The 16354-nt window shown below is 62.4% G+C and carries 14 protein-coding genes; 5 read left to right on the forward strand and 9 right to left on the reverse strand.

Going from position 1 to position 16354, the window contains the following annotated elements:
* Nucleotide 1: 1 nt before the first annotated feature.
* Genes KXJ60_RS17340 through KXJ60_RS17350 form a run of 3 tightly spaced genes read right to left on the reverse strand, consistent with a single transcriptional unit; the run spans nt 2 to nt 2651 of the window.
* Entirely contained in the window at nt 2-643 is a 642-nt protein-coding gene (locus KXJ60_RS17340; RefSeq protein WP_291130922.1) for a 1-acyl-sn-glycerol-3-phosphate acyltransferase, read from the reverse strand.
* Nucleotides 640-1914, reverse strand: a complete 1275-nt coding sequence (purD, locus tag KXJ60_RS17345) for a phosphoribosylamine--glycine ligase (protein ID WP_291130924.1) — start codon at nt 1912-1914, stop codon at nt 640-642. The genes KXJ60_RS17340 and purD overlap by 4 nt, the downstream gene beginning before the upstream one ends.
* A gap of 11 nt (nt 1915-1925) precedes the next feature.
* Entirely contained in the window at nt 1926-2651 is a 726-nt protein-coding gene (locus KXJ60_RS17350; RefSeq protein WP_291130926.1) for a YebC/PmpR family DNA-binding transcriptional regulator, read from the reverse strand.
* Nucleotides 2652-2752: 101 nt separating this feature from the next.
* Here KXJ60_RS17350 and KXJ60_RS17355 point away from each other — a divergent pair, with 101 nt between their 5' ends.
* Entirely contained in the window at nt 2753-4297 is a 1545-nt protein-coding gene (locus KXJ60_RS17355; RefSeq protein ID WP_291130928.1) for a helicase HerA-like C-terminal domain-containing protein, read from the forward strand.
* 64 nt (nt 4298-4361) lie between these two features.
* Here KXJ60_RS17355 and clpA read toward each other — a convergent pair whose 3' ends face one another.
* From clpA to icd, 3 genes are all read right to left on the reverse strand, one after another.
* A complete protein-coding gene (clpA, locus tag KXJ60_RS17360; protein ID WP_291130930.1) occupies nt 4362-6698 on the reverse strand; it encodes an ATP-dependent Clp protease ATP-binding subunit ClpA in 2337 nt (778 codons plus the stop codon).
* A gap of 90 nt (nt 6699-6788) precedes the next feature.
* Nucleotides 6789-7148 (reverse strand): ATP-dependent Clp protease adapter ClpS, encoded by a 360-nt coding sequence (gene clpS, locus KXJ60_RS17365; RefSeq protein ID WP_291130932.1) that lies wholly within the window; start codon nt 7146-7148, stop codon nt 6789-6791.
* A gap of 267 nt (nt 7149-7415) precedes the next feature.
* Nucleotides 7416-8669 carry an NADP-dependent isocitrate dehydrogenase gene (gene icd, locus KXJ60_RS17370; protein ID WP_291130934.1) on the reverse strand — a complete coding sequence of 418 codons (1254 nt, stop codon included), beginning with the start codon at nt 8667-8669 and terminating at the stop codon, nt 7416-7418.
* A 155-nt stretch (nt 8670-8824) separates the two neighbouring features.
* On the opposite strand from icd, the gene KXJ60_RS17375 reads away from it, so the two are divergent.
* On the forward strand, nt 8825-9274 hold the full coding sequence (locus KXJ60_RS17375) for a DUF192 domain-containing protein (RefSeq protein WP_291130935.1): 450 nt from the start codon (nt 8825-8827) through the stop codon (nt 9272-9274).
* A 27-nt stretch (nt 9275-9301) separates the two neighbouring features.
* On the opposite strand, the gene KXJ60_RS17380 is transcribed toward KXJ60_RS17375, so the two are convergent.
* The 3 genes from KXJ60_RS17380 to xseA form a co-directional block, all read right to left on the reverse strand.
* Nucleotides 9302-11539 carry an NADP-dependent isocitrate dehydrogenase gene (locus KXJ60_RS17380; RefSeq protein WP_291130936.1) on the reverse strand — a complete coding sequence of 746 codons (2238 nt, stop codon included), beginning with the start codon at nt 11537-11539 and terminating at the stop codon, nt 9302-9304.
* Nucleotides 11540-11777: 238 nt separating this feature from the next.
* The gene (locus KXJ60_RS17385) at nt 11778-12359 is read right to left on the reverse strand and encodes a Fe-Mn family superoxide dismutase (RefSeq protein ID WP_291130939.1); all 582 of its coding nucleotides are present in this window, start codon (nt 12357-12359) and stop codon (nt 11778-11780) included.
* Between the two features lie 107 nt (nt 12360-12466).
* Complete coding sequence (xseA, locus tag KXJ60_RS17390; protein ID WP_363318034.1) at nt 12467-13717, reverse strand: exodeoxyribonuclease VII large subunit; 1251 nt, start codon at nt 13715-13717, stop codon at nt 12467-12469.
* Nucleotides 13718-14149: 432 nt separating this feature from the next.
* Here xseA and KXJ60_RS17395 point away from each other — a divergent pair, with 432 nt between their 5' ends.
* From KXJ60_RS17395 to lpxK, 3 genes are read left to right on the forward strand one after another with little or no spacing between them, the layout of a single operon-like run.
* Entirely contained in the window at nt 14150-14797 is a 648-nt protein-coding gene (locus KXJ60_RS17395) for a MotA/TolQ/ExbB proton channel family protein (RefSeq protein WP_291130941.1), read from the forward strand.
* Nucleotides 14794-15228: a biopolymer transporter ExbD gene (locus KXJ60_RS17400; RefSeq protein WP_291130942.1), complete on the forward strand. Its 435-nt coding sequence runs from the start codon at nt 14794-14796 to the stop codon at nt 15226-15228. The genes KXJ60_RS17395 and KXJ60_RS17400 overlap by 4 nt, the downstream gene beginning before the upstream one ends.
* Nucleotides 15229-15268: 40 nt before the next feature.
* Nucleotides 15269-16339, forward strand: a complete 1071-nt coding sequence (gene lpxK, locus KXJ60_RS17405) for a tetraacyldisaccharide 4'-kinase (protein WP_291130943.1) — start codon at nt 15269-15271, stop codon at nt 16337-16339.
* Nucleotides 16340-16354: the final 15 nt, after the last annotated feature.

Genomic DNA, 16354 nt, shown 5'->3' on the forward strand with positions numbered 1-16354 from the left:
CTCATACCGTGTGGGCAGGAAAGGGCTTGGACAAGGGTTGCACAGGACTGGCGAACTCGGCATGCAAACCTCGCACGCCATCGTACGAAGCTGCCATACGGGCGTAGTCTGCCGCCTCATCGCCCGTCAGGCGCAGGAAGTCGGTGACGCTCACCGTTTTGCGACTGTAATCGAGGCGCACGAGCGCGAGCGGAACGTCTGCCCCCAGCGCCACCTGGTAGAAACCGCTGCGCCACCCCTGTGTGCGCCGACGCGTTCCTTCGGGCGACAGGGCCAGCCACAGCAAGCGCTGTTCTTGCTTGTGCTGCTGCATCAGCGCCACCATGTGTCCCACCACACCCTGCGGCGATTGGCGATGGAGCGGAATGCCGCCCAGCCAGCGCATCCAGGCGCCCAACAGCGGAATGCGAAACAGCGCGTCTTTTCCCCAGAACCGCGCGGGCACGCCAATCGCCCACTTGACCAGCAGCATGATGGGGAAATCCCAGTTGCTCGTGTGCGGGTAGACGATGGCCACGCCTTGAAGGCGAGGAAAGCCGTCGAAATCGAGTTGCCACCCCATGCGGGTGAGCAGCCAGCGCGACAGCGACGAGCCTCGAAACCGAACCGTGTGAGGTCCGGGGTAGTCGGCAGAGAGGCTCAAAGCGCGCGATATCCGATGTCGCGGCGGCACTGCATGCCATCGAAGTGGATGGCATCCACCACCTCGTATGCACGCTGACGGGCTTGGACCATGGTGTCGGCCAGCGCAGTCACGCAGAGCACGCGGCCACCCGACACCTGAATGGCACCGCCCTGCCGGGTGGTCCCCGCATGAAACACCATGCGGCTGGCGTCATCGGCAGGCAGCCCCGTGATCGCGTCGCCCTTGCGGGGGTTCAACGGGTAACCGGCTGCAGCCAGCACCACACCCAGGGCAATACGGGGATCCCATTCAAGCGTCACGCGGTGGAGTTCGCCGCGCGTGGCCGACAGCAGGGTCTGCGTCAGGTGGCTGCGCAGGCGCATCATGATCGGCTGCGTTTCGGGGTCGCCCATGCGGCAATTGAACTCCAGCGTCTTCACCTTGCCGTCGGGCGTGATCATGAGGCCGGCGTAAAGGAACCCTGTGTAGGGAATGCCATCGGCCTTCATGCCACGCAGCGTGGGCAGGATGACCTCGTTCATCGCGCACTCGTGCACCGCGGGCGTGACCACAGGTGCGGGGGAATACGCGCCCATGCCACCCGTGTTCGGGCCTTGGTCGGCGTCTTGCAGCCGCTTGTGATCCTGGCTGGTGGCCAATGCCAACGCGTGCTCGCCGTCGCACAGCACGATGAAACTGGCCTCTTCTCCGACCAGGAATTCCTCGATCACGACCCGTGCACCGCCTTCGTTGTGTGCTACGCCCAGCGTGTTGTCCAGCAGCATGAAATCAATCGCTTCATGGGCCTCGGCCAGCGTCATGGCCACCACCACACCTTTGCCGGCGGCCAGGCCATCGGCCTTGATCACGATGGGCGCGCCCTCGGCCTGCACGTAGGCATGCGCCGCCGCAGGGTCTGTAAAGGTCTGATACCGGGCCGTGGGAATGCCATGCCGCTGCATGAAGGCTTTGGAAAATGCCTTGGAGCTTTCCAGCTGCGCAGCGGCCTTCGTGGGGCCAAAAATGGGCAAGCTATGGGCGCGAAACTCATCCACCACACCAGCCGCCAGTGGCGCCTCGGGCCCGACCACAGTGAGCGCCACCCCCTCAGCCTGCGCCCAGGCGCGCAAGGCCGCCTTGTCGGTGATGTCGAGATTCGTCAGGGCCGGGTCGCGCGCGGTACCCGCGTTGCCGGGCGCCACAAATACCTGCTGCACACCTTCGTCCTGCGCGAGCTTCCAGGCCAGCGCATGCTCGCGGCCGCCGCCGCCAATCACGAGTACTTTCATCCGGGCCGCCCTTACTCGCCAATTTCAGCGTTGTGGAAAACGTCCTGCACGTCGTCCAGGTCTTCCAGCACGTCCAGCAGCTTCTGCATGCGCGCAGCGTCATCACCCGCCAACGCGATGGTGTTCTCGGCCCGGATCGTCACCTCGGCCACCTCCGGCTTGAGGCCTGCGGCCTCCAGTGCGTTTTTCACTGCCTCGAAATCCACGGGCGAGGTCAGCACCTCGATGGCGCCGTCGTCGTCGCTGATCACGTCGTCTGCGCCGGCTTCGAGCGCGATCTCCATGACCTTGTCTTCGGACGTGCCCGGTGCGAACACCAGCTGGCCGCAATGCTTGAACTGGAAAGACACAGAGCCATCGGTGCCCAGGTTGCCACCGTACTTGCTGAACGCATGCCGCACCTCAGCCACCGTGCGCACACGGTTGTCGGTCATGGTGTCGACGATCACGGCAGCGCCACCGATGCCATACCCCTCGTAGCGGATTTCCTCCAGCGCCTGCCCCTCGAGGTTGCCGGACGCTTTGTCCACGTTGTATTTGATGCGGTCAGCCGGCATGTTCGCGGCTTTGGCCTTCTCGATCGCCAGGCGCAGCCGCGGGTTCATGGTCGGGTCGCCACCGCCCTGACGCGCCGCCACGGTGATTTCACGGATGACTCGTGTCCAGATCTTCCCGCGCTTCTCGTCCTGGCGTCCCTTGCGGTGCTGAATATTTGCCCATTTGCTGTGTCCGGCCACGAAATTGTCCTTTTGCCCGTTCTGGCTTTGATCTAATAAGCGGCCGATTTTACGTTTTCACCCGCCCAGCCCCGAACCCGCTTCCACAAGGAACCACCGCCATGGCCGAACCGATGCTGATTGCCCAGAACGCCACCACGACTTGCCAGCTGTTGCCAGGACTGGCCAACCGCCACGGCCTGATCACGGGCGCCACCGGCACCGGCAAGACCGTGACGCTGCAAACCCTGGCGGAGCAGTTCTCCAACATCGGGGTGCCGGTGTTCATGGCCGACGTGAAGGGCGATCTCTCGGGCATCAGCCAGCCGGGCAGCTTTGGCGAAAAGATCAGTGCCGTCCTCAAGGACCGCGGCATCACCCTGCCCGCCCCGCAGTCTTGCCCCACCACGCTGTGGGATGTTTTTGGCGAGCTCGGCCATCCGGTGCGCGCCACCATCAGCGACATGGGACCCCTGCTGCTCGCGCGCATGCTCAACCTCAATGACACGCAAGCGGGTGTGCTCAACCTCGTCTTCAAGATCGCCGACGACAACGGCCTGCTGCTGCTCGACATGAAAGACCTGCGGGCCATGCTGCAGCACATTGGCGACAACGCCAAGCAGTTCACCACCGAGTACGGCAACATCAGCGCCGCCAGCATTGGGGCCATCCAGCGCGGCTTGATGCAGGTCGAGCAACAGGGCGGCGACCAGTTCTTTGGCGAGCCCATGCTCGATATCACCGACTTCATGCAGACCGTGGACGGCAAAGGGGTGATCAACATCCTGGCCGCCGACAAGCTGATGAACGCACCTCGGCTGTACGCCACCTTCCTGCTGTGGATGCTGTCCGAACTCTTCGAAACCCTGCCGGAGATTGGCGACCCCGAGAAGCCCAAACTCGTCTTCTTCTTCGATGAGGCCCACCTGCTGTTCAACGAAGCCCCCAAAGTGTTGATCGAACGCATCGAGCTGGTGGTGCGCCTGGTGCGTTCCAAAGGCGTGGGCGTGTACTTTGTGACCCAGAACCCGCTCGACATCCCCGACAGCGTGTTGGGCCAGCTCGGGAACCGTGTCCAGCACGCGCTTCGCGCCTTCACGCCCCGAGACCAGAAGGCGGTCAAGTCGACCGCACAGACCATGAGACCCAAGGCAGGGCTGGACATAGAGGCGGCCATCACCGAGCTGGCTGTCGGTGAGGCGCTGGTCAGCTTGCTCGACGCAAAGGGGCGTCCCACCGAAACCGAGCGCGTCTTCGTGCTGCCACCGGGCAGCCAGCTCGGCCCCATCACACCCGCCCAGCGTCAACAGTTGCGCCAAAGCTCGCTGGTGGCGGGCGTGTACGAAAAGGTCGTTGACCGGGAAAGTGCGTACGAAATGTTCGCCAGCCACGCGGGTCAGCGTGGCGCGGCGGCGCCGGCCGAAACCGGCGGCGACACGAAGGTGCCGCGCATTCCCGGGGCCGCGAAACAAGAGGCGCCCGCGCAAGGCGGCGGCTTTGGTGACATGGTCAACGAGGCCCTGTTCGGACGCACCGGGCCCCGCGGCGGGCAATACGATGGCCTTGTGCAAACGATGGCCAAGACCGCTGCGCGCAGCGTCGCCAGCGGTCTTGGCCGGCAACTGGTGCGAGGGATGCTCGGCGGTCTGCTTGGCGGAAAGCGCTGAGGAGCCACCAACACACAACAAAAAGCCCGGCAGTGCCGGGCTTTTTGTTGGGACAGAGACATTTTCAACCCGCGGTGGCTTCTTCGGGCTTGGCTTTGCCTTCCTTCTTGGGCAGCGGCTGGATATCCAGCACCACTTCCTGGGTTTCCTTGCCCGCCTCGTCCTGCTTCGCCACGATGTCCACGGTCAAGCGGCCACCATCGGTCAGACGACCGAACAACAGCTCGTCCGCCAGCGCACGGCGAATGGTGTCCTGAATCAGGCGTTGCATCGGTCGCGCGCCCATGAGCGGGTCGAAGCCCTTCTTGGCCAGGTGCTTGCGCAAAGCGTCGGTGAAGGTGACTTCCACCTTCTTCTCGGCGAGTTGCGTTTCCAGCTGCAGCAGGAACTTGTCCACCACACGCATGATGATGTTTTCATCCAGCGCCTTGAAGCTCACCATCGCATCCAGACGGTTGCGGAACTCAGGCGTGAACAGGCGCTTGATGTCGGCCATTTCGTCACCCGACTCGCGCGGGTTGGTAAAGCCAATGGTCGCCTTGTTCATCGTCTCCGCACCCGCGTTCGTCGTCATGATGATGATGACGTTGCGGAAGTCGGCCTTGCGTCCGTTGTTGTCGGTCAGCGTGCCGTGGTCCATCACCTGCAACAGCACGTTGAAGATGTCCGGGTGTGCCTTCTCGATTTCGTCGAGCAGCAGCACGCAGTGCGGCTTCTTGGTGACGGCCTCGGTCAGCAGGCCACCCTGATCAAAGCCCACGTAGCCGGGAGGTGCGCCAATGAGGCGACTCACCGCATGGCGCTCCATGTACTCCGACATGTCGAAGCGGATCAGGTCGATGCCCATGATGTACGCCAGCTGCTTGGCCGCTTCGGTCTTGCCCACGCCGGTGGGGCCACTGAAGAGGAAGGCGCCAATCGGCTTGTCGCTCTTGCCCAGGCCAGAGCGCGCCATCTTCACGGAAGACGCCAATACCTCCAGCGCCTTGTCCTGCCCGAACACGACACTCTTGAGATCGCGCTCCAGCGTCTGCAGCTTGCCGCGGTCGTCGTTGGACACATTGGCCGGCGGGATGCGCGCAATCTTGGCCACGATCTCTTCCACCTCGGCCTTGCTGATCGTCTTCTTGCGTTTGGACACCGGCAGGATGCGCTGAGCCGCACCGGCTTCATCGATCACGTCGATGGCCTTGTCAGGCAGGTGCCGGTCGTTGATGTACTTGGCGCTGAGCTCGGCTGCGGCCTGCAGGGCAGCCACGGCATATTTCACGCCATGGTGTTCCTCGAAGCGCGACTTCAAGCCTTTGAGGATGTCCACCGTCTCCGCGACAGTGGGCTCGACCACGTCGACCTTCTGGAAGCGGCGCGAAAGCGCTGCGTCCTTCTCGAAGATGCCACGGTACTCCGTGAAAGTGGTCGCACCGATGCACTTGAGCTGGCCACTGGAGAGTGCCGGCTTCAGGAGGTTGGAGGCGTCCAGCGTGCCACCCGACGCCGCACCCGCACCGATCAGGGTGTGGATTTCGTCAATGAACAGAATGGCGTTGGGCTTGTCCTTCAGCGACTTGAGCACGCCCTTGAGGCGTTGTTCGAAGTCACCACGGTACTTGGTACCCGCCAGCAAGGCGCCCATGTCGAGTGAGTACACCGCCGACTCTGCCAGGATCTCCGGCACATCGCCCTGCGTGATGCGCCACGCCAGGCCCTCTGCAATGGCGGTCTTGCCCACGCCTGCCTCGCCCACCAGCAGCGGGTTGTTCTTGCGGCGGCGGCACAGGATCTGGATCACGCGCTCGACCTCGTACTCGCGGCCGATCAGGGGATCGATCTTGCCGTCCTTGGCCATCTGGTTGAGGTTCTGGGTGAACTGCTCCAGAGGAGAGGCTTTCTCGTTGCCCTTGGCTTCACCGGCCTCTTCATTCTCGGCAGCACTCTCGCCCGACTTGGTAGGCTCAGGCGGATCGCTCTTGCGGATGCCGTGGGCGATGAAATTCACCACGTCCAGACGGGTCACGCCCTGCTGGTGGAGGTAGTAGACCGCGTGCGAGTCCTTCTCGCCGAAGATGGCGACCAGCACGTTGGCACCGGTGACTTCCTTCTTGCCATTGCCGGTGGACTGCACGTGCATGATCGCGCGCTGAATGACGCGCTGGAAGCCCAGCGTGGGCTGCGTGTCCACCTCATCGGTACCGGCGACCTGCGGGGTGTTGTCTTTGATGAAATTGGTCAACGACTTGCGAAGGTCGTCGATGTTTGCAGAGCATGCTCGCAACACCTCGGCTGCGCTGGGGTTGTCCAGCAGCGCGAGCAGCAAATGCTCGACCGTGATGAATTCGTGCCGCTGCTGCCGGGCCTCGACAAAGGCCATATGCAAGCTGACTTCAAGTTCCTGGGCAATCATTGGGCACGTCCTTTGGGCTGGGGTGATCGAAGAGGCAATCGTCTGGGTTCGGAAATGGATCGCTGAGGTTCAAGTGGGGTGGATACGGAATTATTCAACCGGTTCACTCAGACATTGCAGGGGATGCCCCGCTGCACGGGAAGCCTGAAGCACCTGGTCAACCTTGGTACCAGCGACATCGCGTGAGTACACGCCACAGATGCCTTTGCCCTCGAGGTGAATCTTCAACATGATTTGGGTTGCGGTTTCCCGGTCCTTGCTGAAGAACTCCTGGATGACATGCACCACGAACTCCATGGGGGTGAAGTCGTCGTTGAGCAAGACCACCTGGAACATCTGGGGCGGCTGCGTGCGCTGCGCACGGCGTTCCAGCACCACCGAATCGTCGCTGCCCGTGTTGGGTGGGGAGACGGCTGGGTTGGGCGGTTTTTTGGGGTTCTGGGTGGCCATGAAAATGATTCTAGCGGTGCGCATGGCACCGCCGCATCGTGCGGGAATAGGATCGCGCCACACAGCCAGACTGACGCCACGCCACAGGGGCTTTCCAGAGAACGGCGGACATCGGGATGCATGCCCCATTGTGGAGGGAAAGCACAAACGGAAACCGTGGAGTAAGGCCTCATTCGTGCGCTTCTTCCCGCAGCAGCCAACACCGCAGGCCCCCCGTGCCCGGCGCTTGCGCGGCCAGCCCAGGCCCGGATTTGCAGTTCTTTCGACCTACATGTGATCGATCATCACCTGCCCGAAACCTGAGCAACTCACCTGCGTGGCGCCATCCATGAGGCGGGCGAAGTCGTAGGTCACCCGCTTGGAAAGAATGGACTTCTCCATCGAGCTGAGAATCAGGTTGGCCGCCTCCTTCCAGCCCATGTGGCGAAGCATCATTTCGGCTGAAAGAATCTCGGAGCCGGGGTTCACGTAGTCCTTGCCGGCGTATTTGGGGGCGGTGCCGTGCGTGGCCTCAAAACACGCAACCGAGTCGCTCATGTTGGCTCCTGGCGCGATGCCGGTTCCACCCACGTGCGCTGCCAGTGCATCGGAAATGTAGTCGCCATTCAGATTCAAGGTAGCGATCACCGAGTACTCGGCGGGTCGCAGCAGAATCTGCCGCAGAAACGCGTCGGCAACGCTGTCTTTGATCGTGATGTCCCTGCCAGTGCGCGGATTCCTGAACTTGCACCACGGCCCATCGTCGATCAGCGCAGCACCGAATTCCTTCTGTGCCAGCGCATACGCCCAATCGCGGAAGCCACCTTCGGTGTACTTCATGATGTTGCCCTTGTGCACGATGGTCACGCTGGGCTTGTCGTTGTCGATCGCATACTGGATCGCTTTGCGCATCAGGCGCTCGGTACCTTCGATCGAGACAGGTTTGACGCCGATACCCGAGGTCTCTGGAAACCGAATCTTCGTGACGCCCATGTCCTCCTGCAGGAACTGGATCAGTTTGCGGGCGTTCGCCGACTGCGCTTCGTATTCGATACCGGCGTAGATGTCTTCGGAGTTTTCCCGAAAGATGACCATATCGGTCTTCTCCGGCTCCTTCAATGGCGAAGGGACGCCCTTGAAGTACTGCACGGGACGCAAACACACGTACAGATCCAGTTCCTGACGCAAAGCGACGTTGAGCGAGCGAGTGCCGCCGCCCACCGGCATCGTCAAGGGGCCTTTGATCGAGACCACGTATTCGCGCAGGGCGCGCAGGGTCTCATCCGGCAGCCAGACATTCGGGCCGTACATCCGCGTGGCCTTTTCGCCCGCATACACCTCCATCCAATGGATTTTTCGGGTGCCGCCATAGGCTTTGTCCACGGCGGTATCGACCACCTTGAGCATCACGGGCGTGATGTCGACGCCCGTGCCGTCGCCTTCGATGTAGGGAATGATGGGCTGATCCGGCACATGGAGCGACAGGTCGGCGTTGACGGCAATGCGCTGACCTTGGGCGGGCACTTGAATGTGCTGGTACATGTACTCGGAACTCCAGAGGGTGTGAAAGGTCAGAAATCATAGTGCCCGTGTGAAGGGCTTGACGCCCTTTCAGGCGTGGCACATGCGCACATGCAGAACGTGCCAGCCCATGCCCGACAATCTGCCCACGTCCATCTCACCACTGACCTCGACAAATGAACCGCTTGCTCGCTCCACTGTTCGGCTTGATCCTGGCCTGGAATGGCTCCGCGATGGCGCAGGAGGCTCCGCAGTTGCAGCTGCCCCGGATCACCCTCCAAGCCGGCATGCACCTCATCCAGGCGCAGGTGGCGTCCAACGCTCAAGAAAGGTCGGTGGGCCTGATGTTCAGAAAAGAGATGCCCACCAACGAAGGCATGCTCTTTGTCTTCGAGCAGCCCACCGAGCAGTGCTTCTGGATGAAGAACACCTTGCTGCCACTCACGGCTGCGTTTGTGGCCGACGACGGCACCATCGTCAACCTGGTCGACATGAAGCCGCAGAGCCTGGATTCACACTGCTCTGCCAAGCCCGTGCGTTACGTGCTCGAGATGCACAAAGGCTGGTTTGACAAGCGGGCCCTCAAAGCCGGCACCAAACTGAGCGGCCCACCGTTTCCGCGGTAGGCCGCTTGCCCCCGAGGGGGCTGTCGGTCAGGCTTTGATGGCAGCGAGTGCGTCGTTGAACGTCTTGCTCGGACGCATGATGGATTCCAGCTTGTCGAAGTCGGGCTTGTAATAGCCACCGATGTCCACGGGCTTGCCCTGCACCGCTGCGAGCTCGGCGACGATTGCCTTCTCGTTGTCGGCCAGCTGTTTGGCCAGCGGAGCGAACTTGGCGGCCATTTCCGCGTCGTCGGTTTGTGCGGCCAGCTCCTGCGCCCAGTAGAGCGCCAGGTAGAACTGGCTGCCACGGTTGTCGAGCTGACCCGTCTTGGGGCTGGGGTTCTTGTTGTTGTCCAGCAGCGAGCCGGTGGCGGCGTCGAGCGTGCGGGCCAGGATCTTTGCCTTTTCGTTGCCCACCTTGAGGCCCAAGTCCTCCATGGAAACCGCGAGTGCAAGGAACTCGCCCAGCGAATCCCAACGCAGGTGGTTTTCTTCCACCAGCTGCTGAACGTGCTTGGGTGCCGAGCCCCCGGCACCGGTTTCGTACATGCCGCCACCTGCCATCAGAGGCACGATCGACAGCATCTTCGCCGAGGTTCCCAGCTCCATGATGGGGAAAAGATCGGTCAGATAGTCGCGCAGGATGTTGCCGGTGGCACTGATGGTGTCCAGGCCCCGGATCACGCGTTCCAGCGTGTAACGCATCGCACGGACCTGGCTCATGATCTGGATGTCCAGGCCGGCCGTGTTGTGCTCGTGCAGGTACATCTTGACCTTGGTGATCAGCTGGGCTTCGTGCGGACGGTACTGGTCCAGCCAGAACACCACCGGCATGCCGGAATTGCGCGCGCGCGACACAGCCAGCTTGACCCAGTCGCGAATGGCCGCATCTTTGGTCTGGCACATGCGCCAGATGTCGCCCTGCTCCACGTTCTGGCTCATCAGTACTTCACCGGTGTTCAGGTCGGTGATGTTGGCCACGCCGTCTTCAGGGATCTCGAAGGTCTTGTCGTGCGAGCCGTACTCTTCGGCCTGCTGCGCCATCAGACCCACGTTGGGCACCGTGCCCATGGTCTTGGGGTCGAAAGCGCCGTGCCACTTGCAGAAGTTGATGATCTCCTGGTAGATCCGCGCGAAGGTGGATTCCGGCATCACGGCCTTCACATCCTTCAGGCGACCATCAGCACCCCACATCTTGCCGCTGTTGCGGATCATGGCGGGCATCGACGCATCCACGATCACGTCGTTGGGCGAATGGAAGTTCGTGATGCCCTTGGCGGAGTCGACCATCGCCAACTCCGGCCGGCCCTCGTGGCAAGCGTGCAGGTCGCGCTTGATCTCGTCCTGCTTGCTCTGCGGCAGGTTGGCGATCTTGTTGTAGAGGTCGACCATGCCGTTGTTGACGTTCACACCCAGTTCGTCAAACAACTTGCCGTGCTTTTCGAAAGCCTGCTTGTAGAAAATGCGCACGCAGTGACCGAACACGATGGGGTGCGACACCTTCATCATGGTGGCCTTCACGTGCAGCGAGAACATCACGCCGGTTTTGTGAGCGTCCTCGATCTCTTTCTCGTAGAAGTCCAGCAGGGCCTTCTTGCTCATGAACATCGAATCGATGACCTCGCGGTCCAGCAACGAGACCTTGGGCTTGAGCACGATGGTCTTGCCGCTCTTGGCGACCAGCTCCATCTTGACGTCGCGCGCGCGATCCAGCGTCATGGACTTTTCGCCGTGATAGAAGTCCCCTTGGTGCATGTGAGACACGTGCGAGCGCGAGGCCTGGCTCCATTCGCCCATGCTGTGCGGGTTCTTGCGCGCGTAGGCCTTCACGGCCTTGGGTGCGCGTCGATCTGAGTTGCCTTCGCGCAGCACGGGGTTCACGGCGCTGCCGGTGCACTTCGAGTAGCGGGCGCGAATGTCTTTTTCTTCTTCCGTCTTGGGGTTTTCCGGGTAGTCCGGAATCTTGTAGCCCTTGGCCTGCAGCTCTTTGATACAGGCCATCAGCTGGGACACCGAGGCGCTGATATTGGGCAGCTTGATGATGTTGGCATCGGGTCGAAGCGTCAGCTTGCCCAGCTCGGCGAGGTTGTCGGGCACGCGCTGCTCTTCACTCAGGTACTCGGGAAAAGCGCCAAGCACGCGGGCCGCCACCGAAATGTCGCTGGTGGCGACGTTGATCCCGGCTGGCGCGGCGAAGGTGCGGATGATGGGCAGAAACGCACTGGTCGCCAGCAAGGGTGCTTCGTCCGTCAGGGTGTAAATGATGGTGGGTTGCTGGCTGCTCATTGCGTATCTCCAGGATTGTTGGGGGATGCCTTCAACCGGCCATGAGCGGATGCTCAAGGCACGCGGCCGAAACTCTGTGATTTTGCGTTCACTGCCGCGCCGAGAACCGCGTTTTCTGAACCTGATTCCCACGATGTAAAAAACTCGGGGAATAACTGGTATTTTTTTTCTTGATGGCTCCAGCAAGAAAAAGGGCCCGAAGATTTCTCTTCGGGCCCCGGCATGGGAGTGTCCTGGATCAGGCGAAGTTGGCTTCGGCGAACGACCAGTTCACGAGCTTGTCGAGGAAGGTCTCCACAAACTTGGGACGCAGGTTGCGGTAGTCGATGTAGTACGCGTGCTCCCAGACGTCCACCGTCAGCAGCGCCTTGTCGCCCGTGGTCAAGGGGGTGCCGGCGGCGCCCATGTTCACGATGTCAACCGACCCGTCAGCCTTCTTGACCAGCCACGTCCAGCCCGAACCGAAGTTGCCGACCGCAGACTTCACGAACGCTTCCTTGAACGCAGCGTAGCTGCCCCACTTCGCCGTGATGGCAGCTGCCAGGGGACCTGAAGGCTCACCACCGCCATTGGGCTTCATGCAGTTCCAGAAGAAGGTGTGGTTCCAGATCTGCGCGGAGTTGTTGTAGATGCCGCCGCTGGATTTCTTGATGATGGACTCCAGGTCCATGCTTTCGAACTCGGTGCCCTTTTGCAGGTTGTTGAGGTTGACCACGTAGGCGTTGTGGTGCTTGCCATGGTGGAACTCCAGCGTTTCGCGGCTGTAGTGCGGTGCCAGGGCGTCCAGGTCGTAGGGGAGTTTGGGCAGGGTGTGTTCCATGGGGTTCCTCTTGCGTTGGTATGGGGAAATGACGAACTTGAGCTATGGGCACAGCGCAAGGCAGCCGGGGCTTTGCATTGTAGGCAAGGCGGGTGCCGGCATCGCAGTCAGGGTTTCTTGGGCGTGGTGTGGCTGTCTTGGACAAGCAGCCCGAGGTGGCCATCAAACAGGGTCGCATTCAAGGTTTGACCAGGATGCGCCTGGCCTGCATGGGTGACCGCTGTGCCTGCATCGTCTGTCAAGAATGCGTAGCCGCGCTGGAGCACCAGCTTCGGATCGAGAAGGCCCAGCGATGTTTCTCCACGCGTCAAGCGCAGCCGCTGCATTTGCAGCGCACGACTCAGCGCCGCTGGCAACGCGACCTGCAGAGCCTGCAAGCGGTTCTGTCGCTGCTGCGCCGTGAGCAGCAAGGCGCCGTGCAAGCGGTGCTGCAGCGTCGACAGCGTTCGCTGGCTGAGGTGCAAGCGCTCCGACGGCCGCCCCAGATGCCGGGTGATTTGGTCGAGCCGCTGCGCCTGCTCATCGACATGGCGGAAGGCGCCCTCGCTCAATCGCTCTCGCAAATAGGCCAGTTCGCCAAGGCGCTGCTCGCGGGCTGGCGCGCACAGCTCGGCCGCAGCGGTGGGCGTTGGGGCTCTCAGGTCGGCCACAAAGTCGGCCAGGGTGAAGTCGGTCTCGTGGCCGACGCCGCAGACCACAGGCATCGGAGCCTCGGCCATGGTGCGCACCAGGGTGGGGTCGTTGAACGCCCACAGGTCCTCGAGCGACCCGCCGCCACGCACGAGCAGCACCACATCGCACTCGCTGCCCTCGGCATGGCGCCGGTAGGCTGTTTTGAGCGCAGCGCACAACTCCGCTGGAGCCTGCGTGCCCTGCACGGCAGCGGGATAAATCACGACGGGAATGTGCGGCACGCGCCGCCTGAGTGCGGTCACCACGTCGCGCAACGCGGCCGCGCCCAGCGAGGTGACCACGCCAATGCCTCGCGGCTGGGCAGGCAAAGGACGCTTTCGATCTGCATTGAACAAACCCTCTGCCTCGAGTTCGGCCTTGAGCTTGAGGAACTGTTCAAAGAGTGCGCCCTGCCCCGCGAGCTGCAGCCCCTCAACGATGAGCTGAAGGTCCCCACGCGCACCGTAGACATCCAGCTTGCCGCGAGCTTCGACCATCTGACCGTCGCGGGGTGTGAAACCCAACTGCTCGGCGGAGCGGCGAAACATGGCGCAGCGCACCTGTCCCGTGTCGTCCTTCAGCGAAAAGTAACAATGGCCGCTGGCCGCGCGCGAAAAGCCCGAAAGCTCACCGCGAACCGCCACTGGATTGAATCGGGCGGACACCGTATCCGCCACGGCTCGCATCAGGGGGCCAACTGCCCACACGCGCCGCGCGGATGCAGGCCCGAGATCGAAAAACGGCTCAGACACGGGCGTCTCCCATGCAAATGTGTCCACAAGCCGCGTGGTTGCTGGCTGTTGACCGTGAAAAGCACGGCACGCCCGGCAGACCGTCCAAGTGCATTGATTCCAAAGGCTTTTGCACTGCCTGTTTTGTCATCGACGTGTTGCAGGCCCCGTGGCGATTGGCTGTTCCGGCGAATGCCACGGGGTTTTTCACAAAGTTATCCACAGAAACTGTGCATCAATGGGAGCATGCGCTGCGTTGTGGTGCGCCATGGGCAGGGCCTGAAGGGGTTGAGATGTTCAGGGGCGTAGGCGCGGGGCCGTAAGACATAATCCCGTGCACCCAAACAAGGTCGCCTGCAGTCGGCGGCACTAGCCTGGAGCCCTGATTTGTTTTCCATCATACAAGCCGCTGGTTGGCCCATCTGGCCCCTGATCATCTGTTCCGTGCTCGGTCTGGCGCTGGTCATTGAGCGCTTTGTGAGTTTGAAAACGCGCAAGATCGCGCCGCCAAAGTTGCTTGATGAAGCGATCATGGTGTCGCGCAACGGCATTCCCGGGCCCGATGTGGTGAAGCAGCTGGAACAAAACTCGGTGCTGGGTGCGGTGCTGGCCACCGGCTTCAGAACCTACAACACCAATCCCCGCGCCAGCGAGGACGATCTGCGCGCCAGCCTCGAAGGGGCTGGTCGCGAGGCCGCCGCAAAGCTGCAGCGTTACCTGGGCGCCTTGGCCACCATCGCATCGGCTGCGCCGCTGCTGGGCCTGCTTGGCACGGTCATCGGGATGATCGAGATCTTTGGCTCGCAGGCTGCGGAAAGTGCGGGTGCCGTGCCCGGCATGGGCAACCCGGCGCAGCTGGCGCAGGGCATTTCGATCGCCCTCTACAACACCGCCTTCGGACTGATCATCGCGATCCCTGCATTGATCTTCTGGCGCTATTTCCGTGCGCGGGTCGACGGCTACCTGCTCACCATGGAATTGGCCGCCGAGCGGTTCGCGAGGCACCTGCTCAGCCTGCGGAAACCCACGCTATGAACTTCCGACGTGGCGAGCGCGATGAACCCGAGATCAACCTGATCCCGTTCATCGACATTCTGTTGGTGGTGCTCATCTTCCTCGTGCTGACGACCACCTACAGCAAGTTCACCGAGCTCAAGGTGAACCTGCCTGTGGCAGACGCCCAGGCGCCCAAGCAGAATCCGCGCGAAGTCATCGTGGCGGTGGGCAGCGATGGGCGCTATTCGATCAACCGCCAGGTGCTTGAGGGCGCCAGTGTGGAGTCGCTCACCCGCGCGCTGACGACAGCGGCGCAGGACAACCGGGAAACGGTGATCGTTATCAGCGCAGACGCAGCGGCCACCCACCAGTCGGTGATCAACGTCATGGACGCTGCACGCCGCGCCGGGCTGGTGCAGATCACGTTTGCTACCCAGCAAACGGGCGCATTTGCGCGCGCGAAACCCTGAAGACCGCGGTGTGTCGCGGTTCGAAGCAGCAGGCTCGGGCATGGACCGCACTCGACGAGAAGCCGCCTGGCTCAGGCGAGCCCAACGCCGCGGACCGCTGAATGTGCTGCTCTGGCCGCTGTCACTGATCTACCAGTTCCTCATGCTCGTGCGCCGATGGCATTACGCCTCTGGCGCCTTGCAGGTGCATCAGGTGGATGTTCCTGTGATCGTGGTGGGCAATGTGGTGGTGGGTGGCGCCGGCAAGACCCCCTGCACCATCGCCTTGGTCAACCATTTGCTCACCCGCGGCTGGCACCCGGGCGTGGTATCGCGCGGCCACGGGCGGCGCACCCACGACGTGCGCCCGGTGGATGCAGCGGCGTCAGCCACCGATGTCGGCGATGAACCATTGCTGATCCAGCGAAGCACTGGCGTCCCCGTGTACGTGGCGCCGCGGCGGGCACAAGCGGCTGAAGCGTTGCGGGCCGCGCACCCCGAGGTCGATGTGCTGGTGTGTGACGACGGACTTCAGCATCTGGCGCTGGGTCGAGATCTGTCCATCGTGGTGTTTGACGACCGCGGTGTGGGCAACGGCTGGATGCTGCCGGCGGGCCTGTTGCGTGAACCGTGGCCGCCCACCCTCGGGACACCGTTCCGGCCCGACTTCATCCTGCATCAAAGCCGCTCGGCACACGCCGCCCCCCAAAGCGTCACGTTGCCCGGTCTGCCTGCGTTCGAAGCCAGACGCCGCCTGGCCGCGTATGCCATTGGCCCCATGGAACAACGGATCGACCTTTCGCTGCTGCGGCAACAGCCCTTGTGCGCTGTCGCGGGTATCGCACGACCGGCCGTCTTCTTTGACATGTTGCGCGAATGCGGCCTCGCACCCATTCGCGAAGTGCCACTGCCTGACCATGCGGACACCAGCGTCTACGAAGCGCTGCTGCGCGACACACCGCACACCTTGATATGCACCGAAAAGGATGCGGTCAAACTCTTCCCGCTGCTCGCGGCCACAACGCCGGGTGCCCGAGTGCAAGCCTGGAGCGTTCCGCTCGAGCTGACACCGGAGCCCGCGTTCTTCGAAGCGATTGATCAACGTCTGGCGCGCTTCAAGCGCCCACATTGAATGCGACCTGCGCAT

Origin of the sequence: Hydrogenophaga sp. (assembly GCF_019264445.1) — a bacterium.
In the GTDB taxonomy this organism is placed as follows: Bacteria; Pseudomonadota; Gammaproteobacteria; order Burkholderiales; family Burkholderiaceae_C; genus Hydrogenophaga.

Bases quoted from the DNA above. Each gene is read 5' to 3' on its own strand.
- KXJ60_RS17380 (WP_291130936.1), bottom strand. From the start codon at position 11,539: ATGAGCAGCCAGCAACCCACCATCATTTACACCCTGACGGACGAAGCA.
- KXJ60_RS17375 (WP_291130935.1), top strand. From the start codon at position 8,825: ATGAACCGCTTGCTCGCTCCACTGTTCGGCTTGATCCTGGCCTGGAAT.
- clpA (WP_291130930.1), bottom strand. From the start codon at position 6,698: ATGATTGCCCAGGAACTTGAAGTCAGCTTGCATATGGCCTTTGTCGAG.
- KXJ60_RS17385 (WP_291130939.1), bottom strand. From the start codon at position 12,359: ATGGAACACACCCTGCCCAAACTCCCCTACGACCTGGACGCCCTGGCA.
- xseA (WP_363318034.1), bottom strand. From the start codon at position 13,717: ATGCGAGCCGTGGCGGATACGGTGTCCGCCCGATTCAATCCAGTGGCG.
- KXJ60_RS17400 (WP_291130942.1), top strand. From the start codon at position 14,794: ATGAACTTCCGACGTGGCGAGCGCGATGAACCCGAGATCAACCTGATC.
- clpS (WP_291130932.1), bottom strand. From the start codon at position 7,148: ATGGCCACCCAGAACCCCAAAAAACCGCCCAACCCAGCCGTCTCCCCA.
- KXJ60_RS17355 (WP_291130928.1), top strand. From the start codon at position 2,753: ATGGCCGAACCGATGCTGATTGCCCAGAACGCCACCACGACTTGCCAG.
- purD (WP_291130924.1), bottom strand. From the start codon at position 1,914: ATGAAAGTACTCGTGATTGGCGGCGGCGGCCGCGAGCATGCGCTGGCC.
- lpxK (WP_291130943.1), top strand. From the start codon at position 15,269: ATGGACCGCACTCGACGAGAAGCCGCCTGGCTCAGGCGAGCCCAACGC.
- icd (WP_291130934.1), bottom strand. From the start codon at position 8,669: ATGTACCAGCACATTCAAGTGCCCGCCCAAGGTCAGCGCATTGCCGTC.